Raw genomic sequence first — 18,119 nt, 5'->3', positions numbered from 1 at the left:
GCCTCTTAACCAAATTTATTTTATAGAAGTTCTTTCCGGTATTTTACCTTTTTGGCAGTAATCTGTCCTTTTCCTTAAGTAATAATCTGACTTTTTAAGGAGTAGACATGGCTTCAATTTTACCGACTGCTGACGCAGCTTCAGTGGCAGCCACCCGCAAATCTTATTCCAAAATACCTGAGGTGATCGGGGTTCCCAACCTTATTGACCTTCAATTGTCATCCTTCCGGTGGTTCATGGAAGAAGGCCTCCGAGATCTTATAGCAGAACTTTCGCCGATCAAGGATTTCAACGGCAATCGAATGGAACTGGAGTTTATCGGTTATGAATTCCGGGAGCCCAGGCTGTCCGAAGAAGAATGCCAGCATCGCGATAAAGATTACTCTGTTCCGCTCTATGTGAAAGCGCGACTCATTATCAAAGCTACTGGTGAAATAAAGGAACCATTCGAGATATTTTTTGGTGATTTACCGTTGATGACGGCCAATGGCACTTTCATCACCAGCGGTACCGAGCGAGTGGTAGTCAGCCAGTTGCTGAGGTCACCCGGTGTTTATTTTACTGTCCAGGAAGATTCGGCTACCGGGCGTCCACTTTGCCATACCAGCCTGATTCCCACCAGAGGTGCTTGGCTGGAATTTGAAACTTCTAATAAAGATGTTATATCGGTAAAAATAGATGGCCGTCGGAAAATTCCCGTTACCAGTTTTTTAAGAGCTATAGGCTATGGCAGCGACCAGGAACTGGTAAACCTTTTTTCTGATGTTGACAACTCGATGGAGCATCTCTATATTCAGTCTTCCATTGAGAAAGACTCGCTTATCAGAGATACCGAGGCTGCCCTTATAGACCTATACGGGCGTTTGCGCCCCGGTGACCCGGCCAATGTTGATAATGCCACCAAATTGATTAATGAAATGTTTTTCAGCCCTGACCACTATGACCTGGGTGCGGTGGGAAGATATAAGGTTAATCGCCGTCTGAACTTGGAACAGAAAGTCAGTGAAGAGAACAGGGCCCTAACCAGAGAAGATATAGTCGCTATTATAAAACAGATTATTAAGATCAATAATAGTGTGGATTTTGCCGACGATATTGATCACCTGGGAAACAGGCGTATTAGAACCGTTGGTGAATTGATTCAGAATCAGTTCCGTATCGGTTTGTTGCGTTTGGAACGTGTAGCCAGAGAACGCATGAGCATTGTACCACTTGACCAGGTTACCCCGGGTGGATTGGTCAACATCCGTCCGGTTATCGCGGCGATTCGAGAGTTCTTCGGCGGTTCGCAATTGTCGCAATTCATGGACCAGACCAATCCACTCTCTGAATTGACTCATAAGAGAAGACTTTCCGCCATGGGCCCGGGAGGGCTTTCCCGTGACCGGGCCGGATTTGATGTGCGCGATGTTCATTTTTCTCATTACGGCCGTATTTGCCCAATTGAAACTCCGGAAGGCCCCAATATTGGTCTCATAGGTTCTTTAGCCGCCTACGGTCGAGTTAATCGTTACGGTTTTATAGAAACACCTTATCGAAAAGTGGTTAGCGAACTTAATAATTATGATGATCGTCTGATAGGGCTGTCTTTACAGGAAGAACTGCTCGACGGGTCCAAAAAGATACTGCCGGCCGGTTCGGTTGTTGATGCAAAGACGTTTAAGACGATTGCCAAATTACCGGAGCGAACAATTAAAGTAGAACCTTTTGTTTCCGATGAAATTTACTACCTGGCAGCTGACGAGGAAGATAAATATGTGATTGCGCAGGCTAACGCCAGATTGGATGCCAGAGGACGCTTCCTTGACGGGCGCATTGAATCCCGTTTTGGTGAGAATTATTTTTACGAGCCTCCGGAAAAGATCGAGTTTATGGATGTCTCACCAAAGCAGATATTCAGCGTAGCGGCTTCGCTCATACCATTTCTTGAGCATGATGATGCTAACCGCGCTCTGATGGGAGCGAATATGCAACGCCAGGCGGTTCCATTATTGAGGCCTGAAGCTCCGTTAGTGGCAACCGGAATGGAAAAAGAAGCCGTTCGTTATAGTACCCATGTTGTTTTCGCCAAGAGGGCAGGCAAGGTTGAATCCGTTACCAGTGAAAGAATAATCCTAAAGGATAGTACCGGCCAGCATGATGAATACAAACTTGCAAAATTCATGCGCACAAATCAAGGCACTTGCATCAATCAACGACCGGTGGTTAATCAAGGGGATAACGTTCTTCCAGGACAGGTGTTAGCTGACTCTTCAGCTACTGAAAACGGGGAATTGGCGTTGGGCCAGAATTTGATATGTGCTTTCATGAGCTGGCATGGTTATAACTATGAAGACGCAATTATTCTGAATGAGAGATTGGTAAAAGATGATCGGCTGACCTCACTTCATGTAACTAAACATGAACTTGAAGCGAGGGATACCAAGCTTGGAGTCGAGGAGATTACAAGAGATATTCCCAATGTCGGTGAGGAATCACTTCGTGAATTGGATGAACAGGGTATTATAAGGGTTGGAGCCGAGGTTGGCCCGGATGATATTCTGGTGGGTAAAATTACTCCGAAAGGTGAAACGGAACTCTCAGCTGAAGAAAAGCTCTTACGTGCCATATTCGGTGAGAAAGCGCGTGAGGTTAAAGACACTTCTTTGCGAATGCCCCATGGCGAATGGGGCAAGGTTATTGCAGTAAAGGTATTTTCCCGCGATGATGGTGATGATCTTCCGGCCAGAGTAAACAAATGGGTACAGGTATGGGTAGCCCAGAAACGCAAAATCTCTGTTGGCGATAAACTAGCCGGTCGCCATGGCAACAAAGGGATCGTATCCATCATAGCTCCATCTGAAGATATGCCATATTTGCCTGACGGTACTCCTGTTGATGTAATTTTAAATCCGATAGGGGCGCCTTCCCGCATGAACCTTGGTCAGATTCTCGAGCTCCACTTGGGTTGGGCAGGACATCTGCTGGGCTTTAGAGTTAAGACTCCAGTTTTTGATGGGGCCTCGGATTCAGCCATAGAGGATGACCTGGCACGGGCAACGATTGCCCAAATGGCCGGTCTTATTCGACTTGATTATGAAGCAAAAAACACCCAAGCCATAATCGAAGCTGTTACCGAATGGCTTAAGGCCCGTGGTTATGACGGGCCGAAGGTATTTGATGCGACTTCACCCGGGTTCGCTAAAGAAGTCTGCCTGCGGTTGTGGCTGGAAGCCCACGGAGTAGCCGGAGTTAAGGATATTTCCACCGATGAGCTTTTTGACCAGGCTTTCAAACTCGGTAGAGAGTTGAATATACCATTGCCTTTCGACGGCAAAATGCGACTGAGGGACGGCAAGACCGGGGATTATTTTGACCAGCCCGTAACTGTTGGAAATATGTATATTCTCAAACTTATTCACTTGGTTGAAGATAAAGTTCATGCTCGTGCTACCGGTCCTTATTCTTTAATTAGTCAGCAGCCGCTTGGTGGTAAAGCCCAGTTTGGCGGACAAAGATTCGGCGAGATGGAAGTCTGGGCTATGGAGGCCTACGGAGCAGCTTATAATCTCCAGGAGATGCTGACGATTAAGAGTGATGATGTTACCGGGCGTGCTAAAGCTTATGAGTCTATTGTTAAAGGTGAGGATGTTTCTCAACCAGGCGTACCGGAGTCATTTAAAGTGCTGGTTAAAGAGCTGCAAAGCCTGGGTTTGGCAGTTGAAGTTATTAATGAAGAGGAACGTTTGCTACCCGCGGAACATCTTAATGAGTCATCGGTTGCCGAGGATACTTCTGAGCTAGCTTTAGCCGGTGAGCTAACCGCGCGACTACTCGATGGCAGTGCAGAAAACACGGAAGAGGAAACAAAACAACAAGATGAATGAAGTAATTGATTTTGATGCTATTCGAATCTCCCTAGCTTCGCCAGAACAGGTAAGAGGCTGGTCATACGGTGAAGTCACCAAACCGGAGACTATCAATTACCGTACGCTTAAGCCCGAACGTGATGGTCTGTTTTGCGAGCGTATTTTCGGACCTACGAAAGATTTTGAGTGTCAGTGCGGAAAATACAAGCGTATTCGATACAAAGGAATAATCTGTGATAAATGCGGTGTTGAAGTCGCTCGTTCAAAGGTGCGTCGTGAGCGTATGGGGCATATTGAGTTAGCTTGTCCCGTTGGTCATATATGGTTCACCAGGGGTATCCCCAGCCGAGTAGGGCTTTTACTGGATTTATCTACCCGCAATCTAGACAGAATAATTTATTTCTCTCATTTCGTGATCACGAAAGTGGATGATGATGCCCGGAAATTAGCTATAGAAATGTTAGAGCAGGGACGAAGGCAGGAAACCGACGATAAAGAAGCTGAACTGAATTCTAAAATAGAAAAGCTAGAAGCTGACGGAGCAGGTGTTGAGAGTATCAATAATCTGCGTCGAGAATTTGAAACAGACCGGGGCGAGCTTGAAGAGCAGACGACAGGGATAATAGACCAATTGCGTGAATTGCGCCGCGGCAGTCTGCTTAGCGAGAGCCAGTATTTTGAATTGAATGTCAGGTATCCGGAAGTTTTTGAAGCCAAGATGGGCGCTGAGGCAATCCTGGACCTGTTGCGTACACTTGACCTCGGTGAAATGCGTAACCGGCTTGTTCAGGATACCCGTTCCCCTTCAGGTCAAAAGCGGAAAAAGGCGAGCAAACAGCTGCAGCTTGTTGAAGCTTTCCGCCGCAGCGGCAATAAACCGGAGTGGATGATATTAACTGTTTTGCCAGTATTGCCGCCTGATTTAAGACCCATGGTGCAGCTTGACGGAGGTCGGTTTGCCACATCTGATTTGAACGACCTTTACAGGCGAGTAATAAATCGGAATAACCGTTTGAACCACCTGCTGGAAATAGGCGCGCCTGAGATTATTATCCGTAATGAAAAGCGGATGCTGCAGGAAGCTGTTGACTCATTGATTGATAACGGTCGACGGGGACGAAGTGTCGCCGTATCCGGTGACCATAAAGCTAAGTCAATCTCCGATTTGCTCAGAGGTAAACAGGGCCGTTTTCGTCAAAACCTGCTCGGAAAACGGGTAGACTATTCCGGCCGAAGTGTTATTGTTGTTGGGCCCGAACTTAAACTCCATCAGTGTGGCCTGCCACGCAAAATGGCGCTGGAGCTTTTTAAGCCTTTTGTAATGCATCGTTTGGTAACGGATGGGTTGGCGCCGAATATTAAAAGCGCGCGCCGCCTGGTTGAGCGAGCCAGGCCCGAAGTCTATGACATCCTAGAAGATGTGGTTAAAGAACGACCGGTCATGCTCAATCGCGCTCCCACCTTGCATCGTCTTTCTATACAAGCATTTGAACCGGTACTTATTGAGGGATCAGCAATAAGGATTCATCCGTTGGTGTGTGCCGCCTTTAATGCGGACTTTGACGGTGATCAGATGGCGGTTCATCTACCGCTATCGCGGGCGGCGGTAAAGGAAGCCAGAGAAGCAATGTTGTCCGTTCACAATATGCTGCTGCCTTCAAGTGGCGACCCTGGGGTGACTCCCAGCCTGGACATGGTTTTTGGATGTTACTATTTAACCACCAGCCGGCCGGGCCTTAAAGGTGAAGGGAAACGATTCCGGGACGTAGAAGAGGTTAAACGCTATTATGAACTGGAACTTATCGACCTCCGGGCTGAAATAGAAGTATTTATGGCGGATGCTGATGCTACCGACAAGATGGTGAAGACGACCGCTGGCAGGGTTGTGTTCAATGAGGCTCTGCCGGATGGTGTGGCGTTTTTTAATCGTCCCGTCGACAAGTCAACTTTGAGGAAGATAATCACGGAATGCAAGCGCAATGCGAGTGATGAGGTTATGGCCGAGTCGCTTGATAAGATCAAACAACTCGGATTTAAATACGCGACACGATCGGGCATTACCATTGCGATGAGTGATATCGCTATTCCAGCTCCTAAAAAGAAAATTATTGCTGATGCAGAAAATGAAACAACCCAGATTGAACAGCAGTACGCTCAAGGGCTTATCACCGATGATGAACGTTATTCCGGTGTTATTGAGATATGGATGAAGGCATCGGAGCTGATTGGTGATGCAATCTCAAAAGGCATGGATAATGTCGGTAATATTTATATGATGGCCAATTCCGGGGCTAAAGGTAATGTTTCCCAGATACGGCAGATGGCGGGCATGAGAGGTTTGATGACCAATCCTTCGGGTAAAATCATAGATTTTCCGATCAAATCCAGTTTACGTGAAGGACTTTCAACCATAGAATATTTTATCTCTACTCATGGCGCCAGAAAAGGTCTGGCCGATACAGCTCTGCGCACTTCAGGGTCTGGTTATCTGACCCGACGTCTTATTGATGTTACGCAAGATTTGATTATTTATGAAGATGATTGCGGCACCATGGATGGTTTGTGGATTGAAGAACCAAAAGAAAAAGGGATCTTGCCTCCTCTCGCGGAAAGAATTGCCGGCAGATTGGCGGCTATGCCTATTGCAGATCCCGAGACCGGTGAAGTCATTGTTGACCGAAATGGGGAAATAGACGAGGAAAAAGCAAGAGAAGTAAGCCGAGCCGGAGTGACCGAGGTCTATGTCAGGTCTCCGATGACCTGCGGTTCGAGACGTGGTATTTGCCAAAAATGCTATTGGCGTGACCTCGGTCGCGGCAAACCGGTTGAACATTATACAGCTGTAGGTATTCTGGCGGCACAGAGTATTGGTGAGCCGGGAACTCAGTTAACATTGCGCACCTTCCATACCGGTGGTGTGGTTGGCACCGATATTACTACCGGTCTGCCCAGAGTCGAGGAGCTTTTTGAAGCCCGGCCTCCAAAAGCGCAGGCGATTATTTCTGAAATTGATGGTATTGCCGAGATAAAAGAAAGTGATGAAGGTCGTAGTATCCATGTTACGGCTCGAGAGGTGTACCAAGATGAATATACTTTACCAGAAGATTGGAAAGTGGAAGTCAAAGAAGGCCAAATAGTAGATATGGGTTCAGTTCTGGCTACCGCGCCGGAAGTTGATGACCAGTCAGTCCATCTTGTTGATGGCGAGGCGGCGTTGATTGCCAGGGTAGGCGGGAATATTAAGATGGAAGGTCAGCGTATTTTTATCAATTCCGAAGATATTGAAGAGAGGGAATACATGGTCCCCGCTTCAGTCCATATCCAGGTTAAGGATGGGGATAAAGTGAGAGCGGGCCAGAAATTAACTGATGGGTCTGTTAATCCCCAGGACATTCTATCTGTTCTCGGTAGAGAAGCAGTACAGCGTTATCTGGTTGAAGAAGTGCAAAAAGTTTATTATTCTCAGGGCGTTCATATTAATGATAAGCATGTGGAAGTGATTGTCAGGCAGATGATGAATAAGGTTCGTATAGATACCTCCGGTGATACGGATTTGGTACCCGGAGAATTGGTCGATAAATTCCGTTTTGAGGATATAAATAATAAAATACTTGCTGAAGGTGGCGAGCCGGCTACGGCACATACGGTATTGATGGGCATCACCAGGTCCAGCCTTTCTACTGAAAGCTGGTTGGCAGCGGCCTCATTCCAAGAAACAACACGGGTTCTTACTGATGCCGCAATTTACGGTAAGAAGGATAATCTAGCCGGCCTGAAAGAAAATGTTATTATCGGTAAACTAATTCCGGCGCAGTGCAAATCATGTCGGGACGCGACCGATGAGAGGGCTGCTGAAATTGAGGCCGCAAAGACGATACAACTCGAAAAATTGGAAGAACCGGTTGTTGAACTCCAATAATATTCGCGCTTTAAGTTTTAGTGCAACGGGGGCTTCAAGCCCCCGTTGCACTAATTGATATGATATAATGCCATTTAATTATGACTGAACGCGTTATTTCCGAGGATTCAGGGGGGGAAGACTCGGGGCTGGACAAAAGTTTACGCCCTAAATCCCTCTCTGATTTTGTTGGGCAGAAAAGGATTAAAGATAACTTATCAGTCACTATGTCCGCGGCGAAGGAACGTGGTGAGTCCTTAGACCATGTATTATTATACGGTCCGCCAGGATTGGGCAAGACGACACTGGCACATATAATAGCCCGCAGCATGGAAGTAAACATTCGCATTACCGCCGGGCCGGCTATCGAAAGACCGGGTGATCTCGCCGCGATTATTACTGGCCTCCAACCTCATGATATTCTATTTATTGATGAGATACACCGATTAGGCAGGACTGTTGAAGAAATTCTATATCCCGCCATGGAAGACTTCGCGCTGGATATAGTTATCGGCAAAGGTCCCGGTGCTAAAAGTCTACGGATTAAGTTGCCCCCGTTTACGTTGATCGGAGCTACTACCCGTTACGCCATGCTTTCTTCGCCACTGCGTGATCGGTTCGGCTCAATTCATCGCCTGGAGTATTATACCGAAACAGACTTAGAAACTATTATCAACCGGTCAACTAAGATACTGCAAGTAGAATCCGCCGCCGATGGTTTAAAAGAGATAGCCTGCAGAGCCAGAGGGACACCCAGGGTGGCCAATCGGTTGCTCAAAAGGGTCAGAGATTACGCTCAGGTGCGAGGGGACGGGGTTATTAATAGAGAAATTGCTCTAACAGCGTTGGGTCAATTAGAAGTTGACGGTGTTGGGCTAGATAACACTGATCATCGGTTACTCAGGGTTATTGTGGAAAAATTTGCTGGGGGTCCGGTTGGTTTAGAGACGCTTGCTGCAGCCATCAGTGAAGATACAGATACTATTATGGATATTTACGAGCCGTACCTTATGCAGCTTGGTTTCTTAGAGCGTACACCTCGAGGCCGCATGGTGACCCGCCGCGCTTATGATCATTTGAACCTGGAATATCCGCAAGCCAGGAGAAAACACGGACGGAGTACGCAACAGAACAGCTTTCTTTAATTCTCAGTTACGAAGTATTTATGATGTTGAATAATGATTAAGCTATTAGTTCACTGTTGTTGCGCGCACTGCGCGGCATATACGCTTAAGTACTGGCAGAACCAGGGGTACGATGTTAGCGCATATTGGTGCAACGCCAACATTCATCCTTACACTGAACATCAGAAACGTTTAAAGTCCATGCGTCAGTTCATGTTGGAGGAAGGTTTTGAGTTTATTGAAGAAAATGAATACCCGATTGATGCTTATTTAAAGGCTACGGTGGGAAATTCATCAACGAGTGAACGTTGCTATTCCTGTTATTTGTTCCGGATGAAAAGAACAGCATTGTTCGCTGCCGCTAATGGTTTCCAAGCATTTTCCAGCAGCCTGACTATCAGTCCCCAGCAGAATCACAAGAGTATAATCGCGGCGGGTAATGAATCCGAGGCATTATCTGGAGTCAGATTTCTATACGATGACCTGCGAAAGATGTATTCAGAGAGCCGAAAAATCACAAAACCTTTGGATCTTTACCGGCAGCAATACTGCGGTTGCCTTTTTAGTGAATACGAGAGGTATCGTAATTCTGATGTCATTTGATTTTTTGGGTAAGAGTTGAAGTAATACTTAACATAAATGTTTAATTGATTTAATGATGAATTATATTATACGATCAATGCGCCGTAGTGATATTAACCCCGTAACGGCAATAGACCGGGAAGCATTTTCCACCATGTGGCCTCCAATGAATTATCATCGAGAGATGGAAAATCAACTCGCTTGCTATTTGGTTTTATCGCAAGTCTCTGGAATCAGCCAGGGTGGGATTGAAACAGAGAAGAACCCTGGTCTGGTGGAGAAAGTAAAAACCTGGATTACTCCTAACGGGGGAAAACCCAAGGAAAAAATTATAGGCTTTGCCGGTTTTTGGATGATGGCTGATGAAGCTCATATTATCAGTCTAGCCGTACGAAAAGAATATCGTCGGCGAGGGTTTGGTGAATTTCTATTGTTGGAACTTATGGAGGAATCATTTAAAAGGCACGCCGTTACTCTGACCCTGGAAGTCAGAGTTTCGAATTATGAGGCACAGCGTTTATATATAAAAAACGGTTTTTCTGAAAAAGGTATAAGAAAAGCTTATTATACCGACAATCGTGAGGACGCACTGATAATGACTATTGAGAATATTGAATCAGTCGCTTGGCGGGATAAGCTGAATAAAGCTCGGGCGAAGGTTAATCCATGAGTTAGAGTTGCTGTTTTGAGGTCTCGGCTGCCAATTGCCCATCAACAGCCCAGTTATGTTTAGGGGTATCTTCAAAAATAATGGTAACTTTTTCTGCTGGTGTTCCAATTTTTTCGAACTCGCCGGTAATACCCGCGGCCAGTTGTTTTTTTTGGCTGATGGTTCGACCCTCATGCATTTTTATGATAACAACAGGCATATTCCCCCCCAAGCTTATTAACTGACGAACTGTAATGTGATGTCAGAAGCTGTTATACGGTATTAACGACCACCTCGGGCACGACGCTTTATCTCCATTTCCTGTTCAAAGCGCTCAAATTCTTCTTCACTCATTAATTCGCAGCTTTCAAGGTTGTTTTGCTCCAGATGTATTTTCATGGCGGCGCGGCATTTCCAGCAGCGATAAGGGCCAATATACCGCTCATCTGCGATAGAAAATCCACCGCTGGTGTTACAGCTGGGGCAGGTGATATTAATAAGCATAAATATTACTCCTTTTTCAAGTATAGCTATATGTTGTCTTAAATGTTAGCAGTTTATAATAGGTCAAACAAATTAAGAATGGGGCACCCTCAGCAGAAGGCAAATATTGCGGGAGAGATGCTTCAGACAACCTTTATATTTCGATTCTGGATTTATACTAACGATTTTTAATCCAGCAGATAGGACCAGTTTTTCTATTTCTCGGTAAGTAAAAAGATGGTAATAACGATATACTGTTTGATCGCCATTCTTCCAAGGGATAAAGGTATCTCGTCTCGTAAGCCAGAACCGAGGTTGAAGGGCATTCCATACAGTTATAAATATCTCACCACCAGGTTTAACGACTCGTTTTAACTCTAATACAGCTTTTAGTTGTTCTCGGTAATCTTTAATATGATGCAGGCTGGCTACTGCGATTGCATTATCAAAGTCATCATCCTGGTAAGGAATCAAGCGAATATCAGCCTGTTTAAGTTCAGCATGGAAATTGTGCTTTTTAAAATATCGCTCGGCCTGTTTAAGCATTTCCAACGAAATATCGATGCCATATAGCTGAAAAGCCTCTTTGAATGGTAAAAAATCAGCTCCATGTCCACAGCCTGCATTGAGCAGTTTTCCTTCACCCCAACGCATGGAAAGACGGTCAAGCTCATCTTTGAATATAGTGTAATGCCGAAAGTTATACCATCCTGCGGCGATCGGGTCAAAATCAGGCGTTTTATTTACGAACTCAGTATTTTTCATGGTTTGTTTTCAATGAGTTATAATGGAGTATAAATGAAAAAGAACACCCGCACAATTTCCGGGGTTACACCGATAGCTGTTATGAGCAAACCATCAGGTTGTCCGGGTAATTGTGTTTATTGTCCGCAATTTGAAGACGTGCCGCGGAGCTATACCCCTCATTCTCCGGCGGTAATGCGCGCCGCAACGCGGGGTTACGATGCCGCTGAACAAGTTAAACTAAGATTACGTATTCTTCAGGATATGGGACATCCTACCGATAAGGTGGAACTTATAGTAATGGGGGGTACTTTTCTCTCAACCCCAATTGATTATCAAAACGAATTCATAAAGGCATGTTTTGATGCGCTGAATGGAACAGCCGCTGAAAGCTTGAATTTCGCTCAACAGATTAATGAATCAGCGTCATATCGAGCTGTGGGATTGTGTATAGAAACGCGGCCGGATGTTTGCGGCAGAGAAGAAATTGAACGCATGGTTTCCTGGGGAGTAACACGGGTGGAATTAGGTGTCCAAACTATTGATGACAGTATTTACCAAACAATAAGACGCGGACATAACATTGAAGCGGTGGTTGAATCAACCAAAATGTTAAGGCAGGCAGGTCTTAAAGTTCATTATCATTGGATGCCTGGTCTGCCAGGTTCGACTCCCGAACATGACCTGGCAATGACAGAAGAATTATTTAAAAATCCCAAATTCCGTCCTGATGGACTGAAAATATATCCTACAATGGTTGTAGAAGGGACTGAACTGGAAGACTGGTACCGTGACGGAAAATATAAACCATATTCCAATGCAGATATGACCAATCTATTAGCTAGAATAAAAAGTACTGTCCCCCCTTATGTTCGCATTTCTCGAGTACTGCGGGACATACCGGCTGAATACATCACGGGAGGGCTAAAGAATTCTCTGCGAGACAATGTTCAAGAGCAGCTGAAATATGCCGGTTTATCTTGCCAATGCATCAGGTGTCGTGAGTATGGGCATCGAGCGCGTCGTAAACTTGATATTGGTAAGCCATTTCTCAAACGACGAGAATATGAAGCCTCAGGTGGAACTGAGATTTTTCTTTCCTTTGAAGATGATTATGGAACCTTATTCGGGTTACTAAGGTTGAGGATGCAACATGGTGGCCCAAAGGTTTTATCGAATGGGGAAAATAAATTGGCTTTAATAAGAGAACTGCACGTATTCGGGTCAGAATTGTTGATAGGTACCCAGGGTGATGAAAATAGCGTCCAGCATAAAGGTTTAGGGAGAGGTTTATTAAAAGAAGCCGAACGTATAGTTTTCAGAGAATATCATTTATCCAGGGTTGGTGTACTCTCCGGTGTCGGGGCGAGGGCTTATTATCGATCTTTGGGCTTTAAGATGGTATCGGGTTATATGGTAAAAGAGCTTACTGGGCGTATTTTGAATTGACAATGAATTAAATTTGAGATAATATTTCCAAACATGGTACTTTAGATATAGTACCAGCATTTATTATTATTTTCTCCCGCCTTTAGGTTGGTGAGCGCTTGGGCTGTCCTAGTCAGGACTAGATATATAAAAGACAGTATTTCATCGAATAATGAAAATGAAATAGAAGTAAATAGATAATGAATGAAACAACAAACATTCCCGAATTAGAACTAATCCCCGGCCACATTAGTGAGTTTACCTCTCATATTAAATCAATTCATGGCGTCGACGCCAATATGTGTTACCAATGCGGTAAATGCACCAGTGGCTGCCCTCTAGCTGAATTTATGGATATGAATCCGGCCCAGGTGGTACATGCAGTAAGACTTGGGTTAAAGGATTTGGTATTGAATACTAATACTTACTGGCTATGTGTGGCCTGCGGTACATGTACAGGGAGATGCCCGCAGGAAACGGGACTGCTAAAAGTGATGGACGCTTTAGCGAATATCGCTATCAAAGAGGGCATAATTCCCAAGGAACCAGCTATTGCTGAGTTTTACCGAACTGGTTTGAGCATTATCAAAAAATACGGCACTATGTATGAGGCCGGTGTTGCCGGTTTATTGACGCTTAAAACCGGGACACTGAAGCGTGATATGGGTATGGGAATACGAATGCTTAAAAAGGGCAAACTCGCGGTGTTGCCACATTCACAGGATGCGGATAAAGTTAAAAAAATATTCGAAAGGGTGGCTAAGAAAGAACGGGAGTTGGCTGGTTCATGAAGTACGCATATTATAATAGTTGTTCCTTACGTTCAACTGGAAAAGAATATCATAATTCTTTGCAATATGTATTCAAAGCCCTGGATATTGAACTCGAAGAACTAAAGAATTGGACCTGCTGCGGTTCAACCCTGGCTCATAATGCTTCAGTGCTTCTGGCTGATACCTTACCTCTGAAAAACCTGGCTGAAATTGAGAAAGCGGGGCACAGCGAGGTAATGGTACCATGTACCGCCTGTTATAATCGTTTCAAAATCGCTCAATATGAAGATGAGGATGATTTAAGGTTAAAACGTGAAATCGAAGATATTATTGAGCATAAGTTCGAAAAAGATATTACGGTGTTACATCCGCTGGAAATAATTGCGACTGAAGAAAATCTGGAGAAATTAAGGAAGCTGGTTAAACGTGATCTTTCATATTTAAAGATTGCCAGTTATTATGGCTGCTTGCTGGTTCGACCGCACAGAGAAACCGGCTTCAGAGATAATCCTGAATATCCGGTCACCATGGACAAAATTCTCAATGCGGTTGGTATCCAAACGGTTGACTGGTCACATAAAGTAGAATGTTGTGGCGGATCTCTGGCAATAACAAAACCTGAGGCGGTTATCAGCCTGACATCGCGTATTCTTGACGATGCTAAGTCAGTAGGGGCTAACGCAGTTTCAGTTCCGTGTACTTTTTGCCAGTTGAACCTGGATATCAGGCAAAAGGATTTAGTTCAGCGGGGTAAAAAATATGATTTGCCGATTTATTATTTTACCGAGCTAATAGCGCTTGCTATCGGCGTAGCCGAGAAAGACTTGATGCTGAACAAGCATTTTGTTGAATCAGAAAAAGTATTAATGAGGAAATCTTAATTGATGACAGGGGATAGAAAAATAGGTGCCGCACTGGTAATCGGTGGCGGTGTCGGCGGGATGCAGACTGCTCTGGACCTGGCTGAAGCCGGCATAAAAGTATATTTACTGGATGAAGCTCCGGCTATTGGCGGAAAAATGGTGCAGCTGGATAAAACATTTCCAACAAATGATTGTGCTATGTGCACCGTCTCACCCAGATTGGTAACCATTGACAGGCACTTAAATATTGAATTACTGACCAATTCAAAAGTTATTAGTTATGAAGGCTCGGCAGGAAATTTCCGGGTGAAAATATTAAAAAAAGCCCGGTTTGTGGATGAGGCAAAGTGTACCGGATGCAATGTCTGCATTGAAAAATGTCCGGCTAAAACTAAAAGTGAATTTGATAATGGGCTTTCTGAGCGCAAAGCGATATACACGCCTTACGCACAAGCGGTGCCGAATGTGCCCATCATTGACCAGGCTAATTGTATATTCTTCAAAAAAGGAAAAGGCTGCCGCGCTTGCGAAAAATTTTGTGAAGCCGGAGCTATTCTTTTTGAGCAGCAGGATGAAGAAATTGAATTGGAAGTAGGAGCCATAGTTCTTGCTCCGGGATACGATCTTTATAACGCAGAGGAGAAGCCGCAGCTGGGTTTTGGCAGGTTTCCAAATGTATTAACCAGTCTGCAATTTGAGCGCATGCTTTCAGCATCCGGACCTTCCGCCGGTAAAGTAATGCGGCCTTCGGATAATAGCCTGCCAAAAAAAGTGGCATTTATTCAATGTGTTGGCTCAAGAGAAACATCGGCCGATTATTGTTCAGCGGTTTGTTGCATGTATGCCACAAAAGAAGCTCTTATTTTAAAAGAACATCATCCGGAAATGGAAGTAACAGTTTTTTATATTGATATCCGAGCCTATGGCAAGGGATTCGAATCTTATTACGAACGCGCACAAAAAGCCGGAGTCAGATATGTCCGGTGCCAGCCATCCTCACTGAAGCAAATACCAGATAATAATGAGATTCTTGTTCGCTATCAGGATGAACAAGGGCGGTTAAACGAAGAAAAATTTGAAATGGTTATGCTTTCCTGCGGTTTGAGACCGGCTCAAGCCGGTAAAGAATTGGCTGAACAGTTGGGTATTACTCTTAATTCTGATGGTTTTTGCGTCACTGATGGTTTGGACCCTGTAGCTACAAATAAAGAAGGGATATTCGCAGTAGGTGTCTTTACCGGACCTAAGGATATACCCGAAACAGTAATACAAGCAGGCGCTGCCGCCTCCAGAGTGCTTGGGATGCTTGCAGAACAAAAGGGAGAACTGCTGGAAGAACGTACATATCCGGAAGAGCGGGAACTAGGTGATGAAGAGCAGAAAATCGGTGTATTTGTCTGCCACTGCGGGAAGAATATATCTTCTGTTGTTGATATAGCTGAAGTAGTGGAACATGTCAACAGACTACCTAATGTCACATACGTAACTGACACATTATTTGCCTGCGCTTCCGATGCGGGTGAAACCATTAAGCAGGCTATACTGGAGCATAAGCTTTCACGGGTAGTAATAGCAGCTTGTACTCCAAGAACTCATGAGGGTTTATTCCAGGACACATTGCGTGAGGCGGGCTTGAATCCTTATCTATTAGAGATTGCCAATATCAGGAATCAGTGCTCCTGGGTTCACATGAATGAACCTTCTGAAGCTACGACTAAAGCAAAGGATATAATTACATTATCAGTTGCTAAAGTAAATCATCTGAAACCACTTTACCCCGGACAGGTGAGTGTTTCTCATGACGGATTAGTAATTGGCGGAGGACTAGCTGGGATGACCGCCGCTTTAAGATTGGCTGATTCCGGTTATAAAACTTATCTACTGGAAAAAACATCCAGCTTGGGTGGCAATCTGAAACGGGTTCAATTCGGCGAACCGGGGGAGGAACCGCAAACTAAACTAGAAGAGCTAACGGAACTAGTAAAACGCCATCCGAAAATTGAACTGCATTTTAATACTGAAGTAACAAAATTTGAAGGTTCTGCGGGGAATTTCATTGTCGATTTTGACCAAGAAGGGAACCCAAACCATATTAAGGCAGGGGCGGTGGTCGTGGCTACCGGCGCAACTGAATATAGTCCGCATGAATATTTGTATGGTCATAATCAAAGGGTGTTGACCCAACTGGAATTGGAAAAACAACTGGTTAACGACCAGATTGCTGCTCGTACTTTGGTTATGATTCAATGTGTGGGTTCTCGTGATGAAGAACATCCGTATTGCAGCCGCTTATGCTGTATCCAAGCTATTAAGAACGCTATTGCAGTTAAGACCCGCCGTCCGGAAACGGATGTATTTGTACTCTATCGGGATATCCGGGCTTATAGCCTGCATGAAGCCGAATATAGCCGTGCCCGTAAACTCGGAGTACGTTTTATTCGCTATGATGAAACAGAGAAACCTGTTGTTTCCGAAGAAGATGAGAGTTTAAAAGTCACAGTTATCGACCCCATGTTGAACGCCAGATTAAATATTGTTTCCGATTTAGTGGTATTGTCAGCCGGGGTAACCCCAAATACGGAACAGGGTTTAGCCAAAATGATGAAATTACCTCAATCGGAAGACGGGTTTTTAATGGAAGCTCATATCAAACTACGACCGGTAGATTCACCAGTTGAAGGTGTTTTTCTGGCAGGGTTAGTTCATGGCCCCAAGTTGGCTGATGAATCTATCATGCAGGCGGGAGCCGCAGCGGCTAAAGCCGCCGCGATATTGTCTAAAGATGAAAAACAGCTTGAAGCATGTGTTTCCGATGTTATTGACGAGAATTGCGATGGCTGCGCTTACTGTGTTGACCCCTGTCCTTATGACGCAATTACCTTAATTGAGTATGTGTCTAATGGAAATACTAAAAAGACCGTGGAATCTGACCCCGCAAAATGCCAGGGTTGCGGGGTTTGTATGGCTACCTGTCCCAAGAAAGGTATTATGGTAAAAAATTTCTATTTAGATGAATTATCCGATATGGTAGCCTCCTTATTGACTCCGGTATAAAAGGATATAATGAGTATGAATACATCTACCTCAATTGAACAAGAATCCGCCCAGGAAGCTGGGTATCAACCGCTGATAATATGCTTTGCCTGTAACTGGTGTTCCTATGCAGCTGCCGATTTAGCTGGAGTATCACGTATACAGTATCCACCCAATGTACGTATTATCCGGGTGATGTGTTCCGGGATGGTTCACCCTAACTTGGTTATTGACGCACTGACCAAGGGCGCTGATGGTGTTCTGATGTGCGGTTGTCATCCGGGGGACTGCCATTATCGTGAAGGTAATCTGAGGGCTGAATCCAGGGCTGAGGCAATCCAGTTGATGCTGCAGGATTTTGGTTTAGAAGAAGAAAGATACCGTTTAGAATGGGTATCCGCTTCCGAAGGGGCTAAATTTGCCGAAGTAGTAACCGAAATGGTGGATCAACTGAAGGCTTTGGGCCCAAGCCCATATAAGATGTAAGGAGAAGTATGGAATTAGCTCGAAAGTTCGATGGTAAAAAATTTATGTGGGACGGGCAGGTTTATGATGATGAAGCTGGAGTTAAGGGGCAAGCTCAGAAATATACTGCCGATGGGTTTGAGGTGCAAACAGCCCACGAGGATGGTAAATATTATATATTTACGCGCCGCGTTGTTACTGACATAGCGGTATAGACCAACTACGCCGG

General features: G+C 44.9%; 14 protein-coding genes. 11 read left to right on the top strand and 3 right to left on the bottom strand.

Annotated elements, in window-relative coordinates; all coding sequences use genetic code 11:
- Positions 1 to 107 precede the first annotated feature (107 nt).
- The 5 genes from rpoB to rimI all read left to right on the top strand — a co-directional run bounded on the left by rpoB (position 108) and on the right by rimI (position 10,122).
- On the top strand, positions 108 to 3,866 hold the full coding sequence (gene rpoB, locus ACZ48S_RS05480; RefSeq protein ID WP_464211623.1) for a DNA-directed RNA polymerase subunit beta: 3,759 nt from the start codon (positions 108 to 110) through the stop codon (positions 3,864 to 3,866).
- Positions 3,859 to 7,767: a DNA-directed RNA polymerase subunit beta' gene (gene rpoC, locus ACZ48S_RS05475; RefSeq protein WP_464211622.1), complete on the top strand. Its 3,909-nt coding sequence runs from the start codon at positions 3,859 to 3,861 to the stop codon at positions 7,765 to 7,767. Before rpoB ends, rpoC begins: the two co-directional genes overlap by 8 nt.
- An 80-nt stretch (positions 7,768 to 7,847) precedes the next feature.
- Complete coding sequence (ruvB, locus tag ACZ48S_RS05470; RefSeq protein WP_464211621.1) at positions 7,848 to 8,891, top strand: Holliday junction branch migration DNA helicase RuvB; 1,044 nt, start codon at positions 7,848 to 7,850, stop codon at positions 8,889 to 8,891.
- A 33-nt stretch (positions 8,892 to 8,924) separates the two neighbouring features.
- Complete coding sequence (locus ACZ48S_RS05465) at positions 8,925 to 9,473, top strand: epoxyqueuosine reductase QueH (protein ID WP_464211620.1); 549 nt, start codon at positions 8,925 to 8,927, stop codon at positions 9,471 to 9,473.
- Between the two features lie 52 nt (positions 9,474 to 9,525).
- A complete protein-coding gene (rimI, locus tag ACZ48S_RS05460) occupies positions 9,526 to 10,122 on the top strand; it encodes a ribosomal protein S18-alanine N-acetyltransferase (RefSeq protein ID WP_464211619.1) in 597 nt (198 codons plus the stop codon).
- Between the two features lies 1 nt (position 10,123).
- Here rimI and ACZ48S_RS05455 read toward each other — a convergent pair whose 3' ends face one another.
- From ACZ48S_RS05455 to ACZ48S_RS05445, 3 genes are all read right to left on the bottom strand, one after another.
- Positions 10,124 to 10,321, bottom strand: coding sequence for a tautomerase family protein (locus tag ACZ48S_RS05455; RefSeq protein ID WP_464211618.1), 198 nt, complete (start codon positions 10,319 to 10,321; stop codon positions 10,124 to 10,126).
- A gap of 62 nt (positions 10,322 to 10,383) precedes the next feature.
- Entirely contained in the window at positions 10,384 to 10,605 is a 222-nt protein-coding gene (locus tag ACZ48S_RS05450; RefSeq protein ID WP_464211617.1) for a hypothetical protein, read from the bottom strand.
- A 72-nt stretch (positions 10,606 to 10,677) separates the two neighbouring features.
- The gene (locus ACZ48S_RS05445; protein WP_464211616.1) at positions 10,678 to 11,349 is read right to left on the bottom strand and encodes a class I SAM-dependent methyltransferase; all 672 of its coding nucleotides are present in this window, start codon (positions 11,347 to 11,349) and stop codon (positions 10,678 to 10,680) included.
- 33 nt (positions 11,350 to 11,382) lie between these two features.
- Here ACZ48S_RS05445 and ACZ48S_RS05440 point away from each other — a divergent pair, with 33 nt between their 5' ends.
- The 6 genes from ACZ48S_RS05440 (at position 11,383) to ACZ48S_RS05415 (ending at position 18,105) form a co-directional block, all read left to right on the top strand.
- Positions 11,383 to 12,777: an elongator complex protein 3 gene (locus tag ACZ48S_RS05440; protein ID WP_464211615.1), complete on the top strand. Its 1,395-nt coding sequence runs from the start codon at positions 11,383 to 11,385 to the stop codon at positions 12,775 to 12,777.
- 179 nt (positions 12,778 to 12,956) lie between these two features.
- Positions 12,957 to 13,547, top strand: coding sequence for a 4Fe-4S dicluster domain-containing protein (locus ACZ48S_RS05435; RefSeq protein WP_464211614.1), 591 nt, complete (start codon positions 12,957 to 12,959; stop codon positions 13,545 to 13,547).
- Entirely contained in the window at positions 13,544 to 14,410 is an 867-nt protein-coding gene (locus ACZ48S_RS05430) for a CoB--CoM heterodisulfide reductase iron-sulfur subunit B family protein (protein WP_464211613.1), read from the top strand. Before ACZ48S_RS05435 ends, ACZ48S_RS05430 begins: the two co-directional genes overlap by 4 nt.
- A 3-nt stretch (positions 14,411 to 14,413) precedes the next feature.
- On the top strand, positions 14,414 to 17,446 hold the full coding sequence (locus ACZ48S_RS05425; protein ID WP_464211612.1) for an FAD-dependent oxidoreductase: 3,033 nt from the start codon (positions 14,414 to 14,416) through the stop codon (positions 17,444 to 17,446).
- A gap of 15 nt (positions 17,447 to 17,461) precedes the next feature.
- Complete coding sequence (locus ACZ48S_RS05420) at positions 17,462 to 17,911, top strand: hydrogenase iron-sulfur subunit (protein WP_464211611.1); 450 nt, start codon at positions 17,462 to 17,464, stop codon at positions 17,909 to 17,911.
- A gap of 8 nt (positions 17,912 to 17,919) precedes the next feature.
- Positions 17,920 to 18,105 carry a hypothetical protein gene (locus ACZ48S_RS05415; RefSeq protein ID WP_464211610.1) on the top strand — a complete coding sequence of 62 codons (186 nt, stop codon included), beginning with the start codon at positions 17,920 to 17,922 and terminating at the stop codon, positions 18,103 to 18,105.
- The last annotated feature ends 14 nt before the right edge of the window (positions 18,106 to 18,119 follow it).

The sequence above is a fragment of the Dehalogenimonas sp. NIT-SK1 genome (assembly GCF_055384165.1).
The sequence above is the reverse complement of the archived record's forward strand: the minus strand, read 5'-3'. Positions and strand labels throughout refer to the sequence as shown.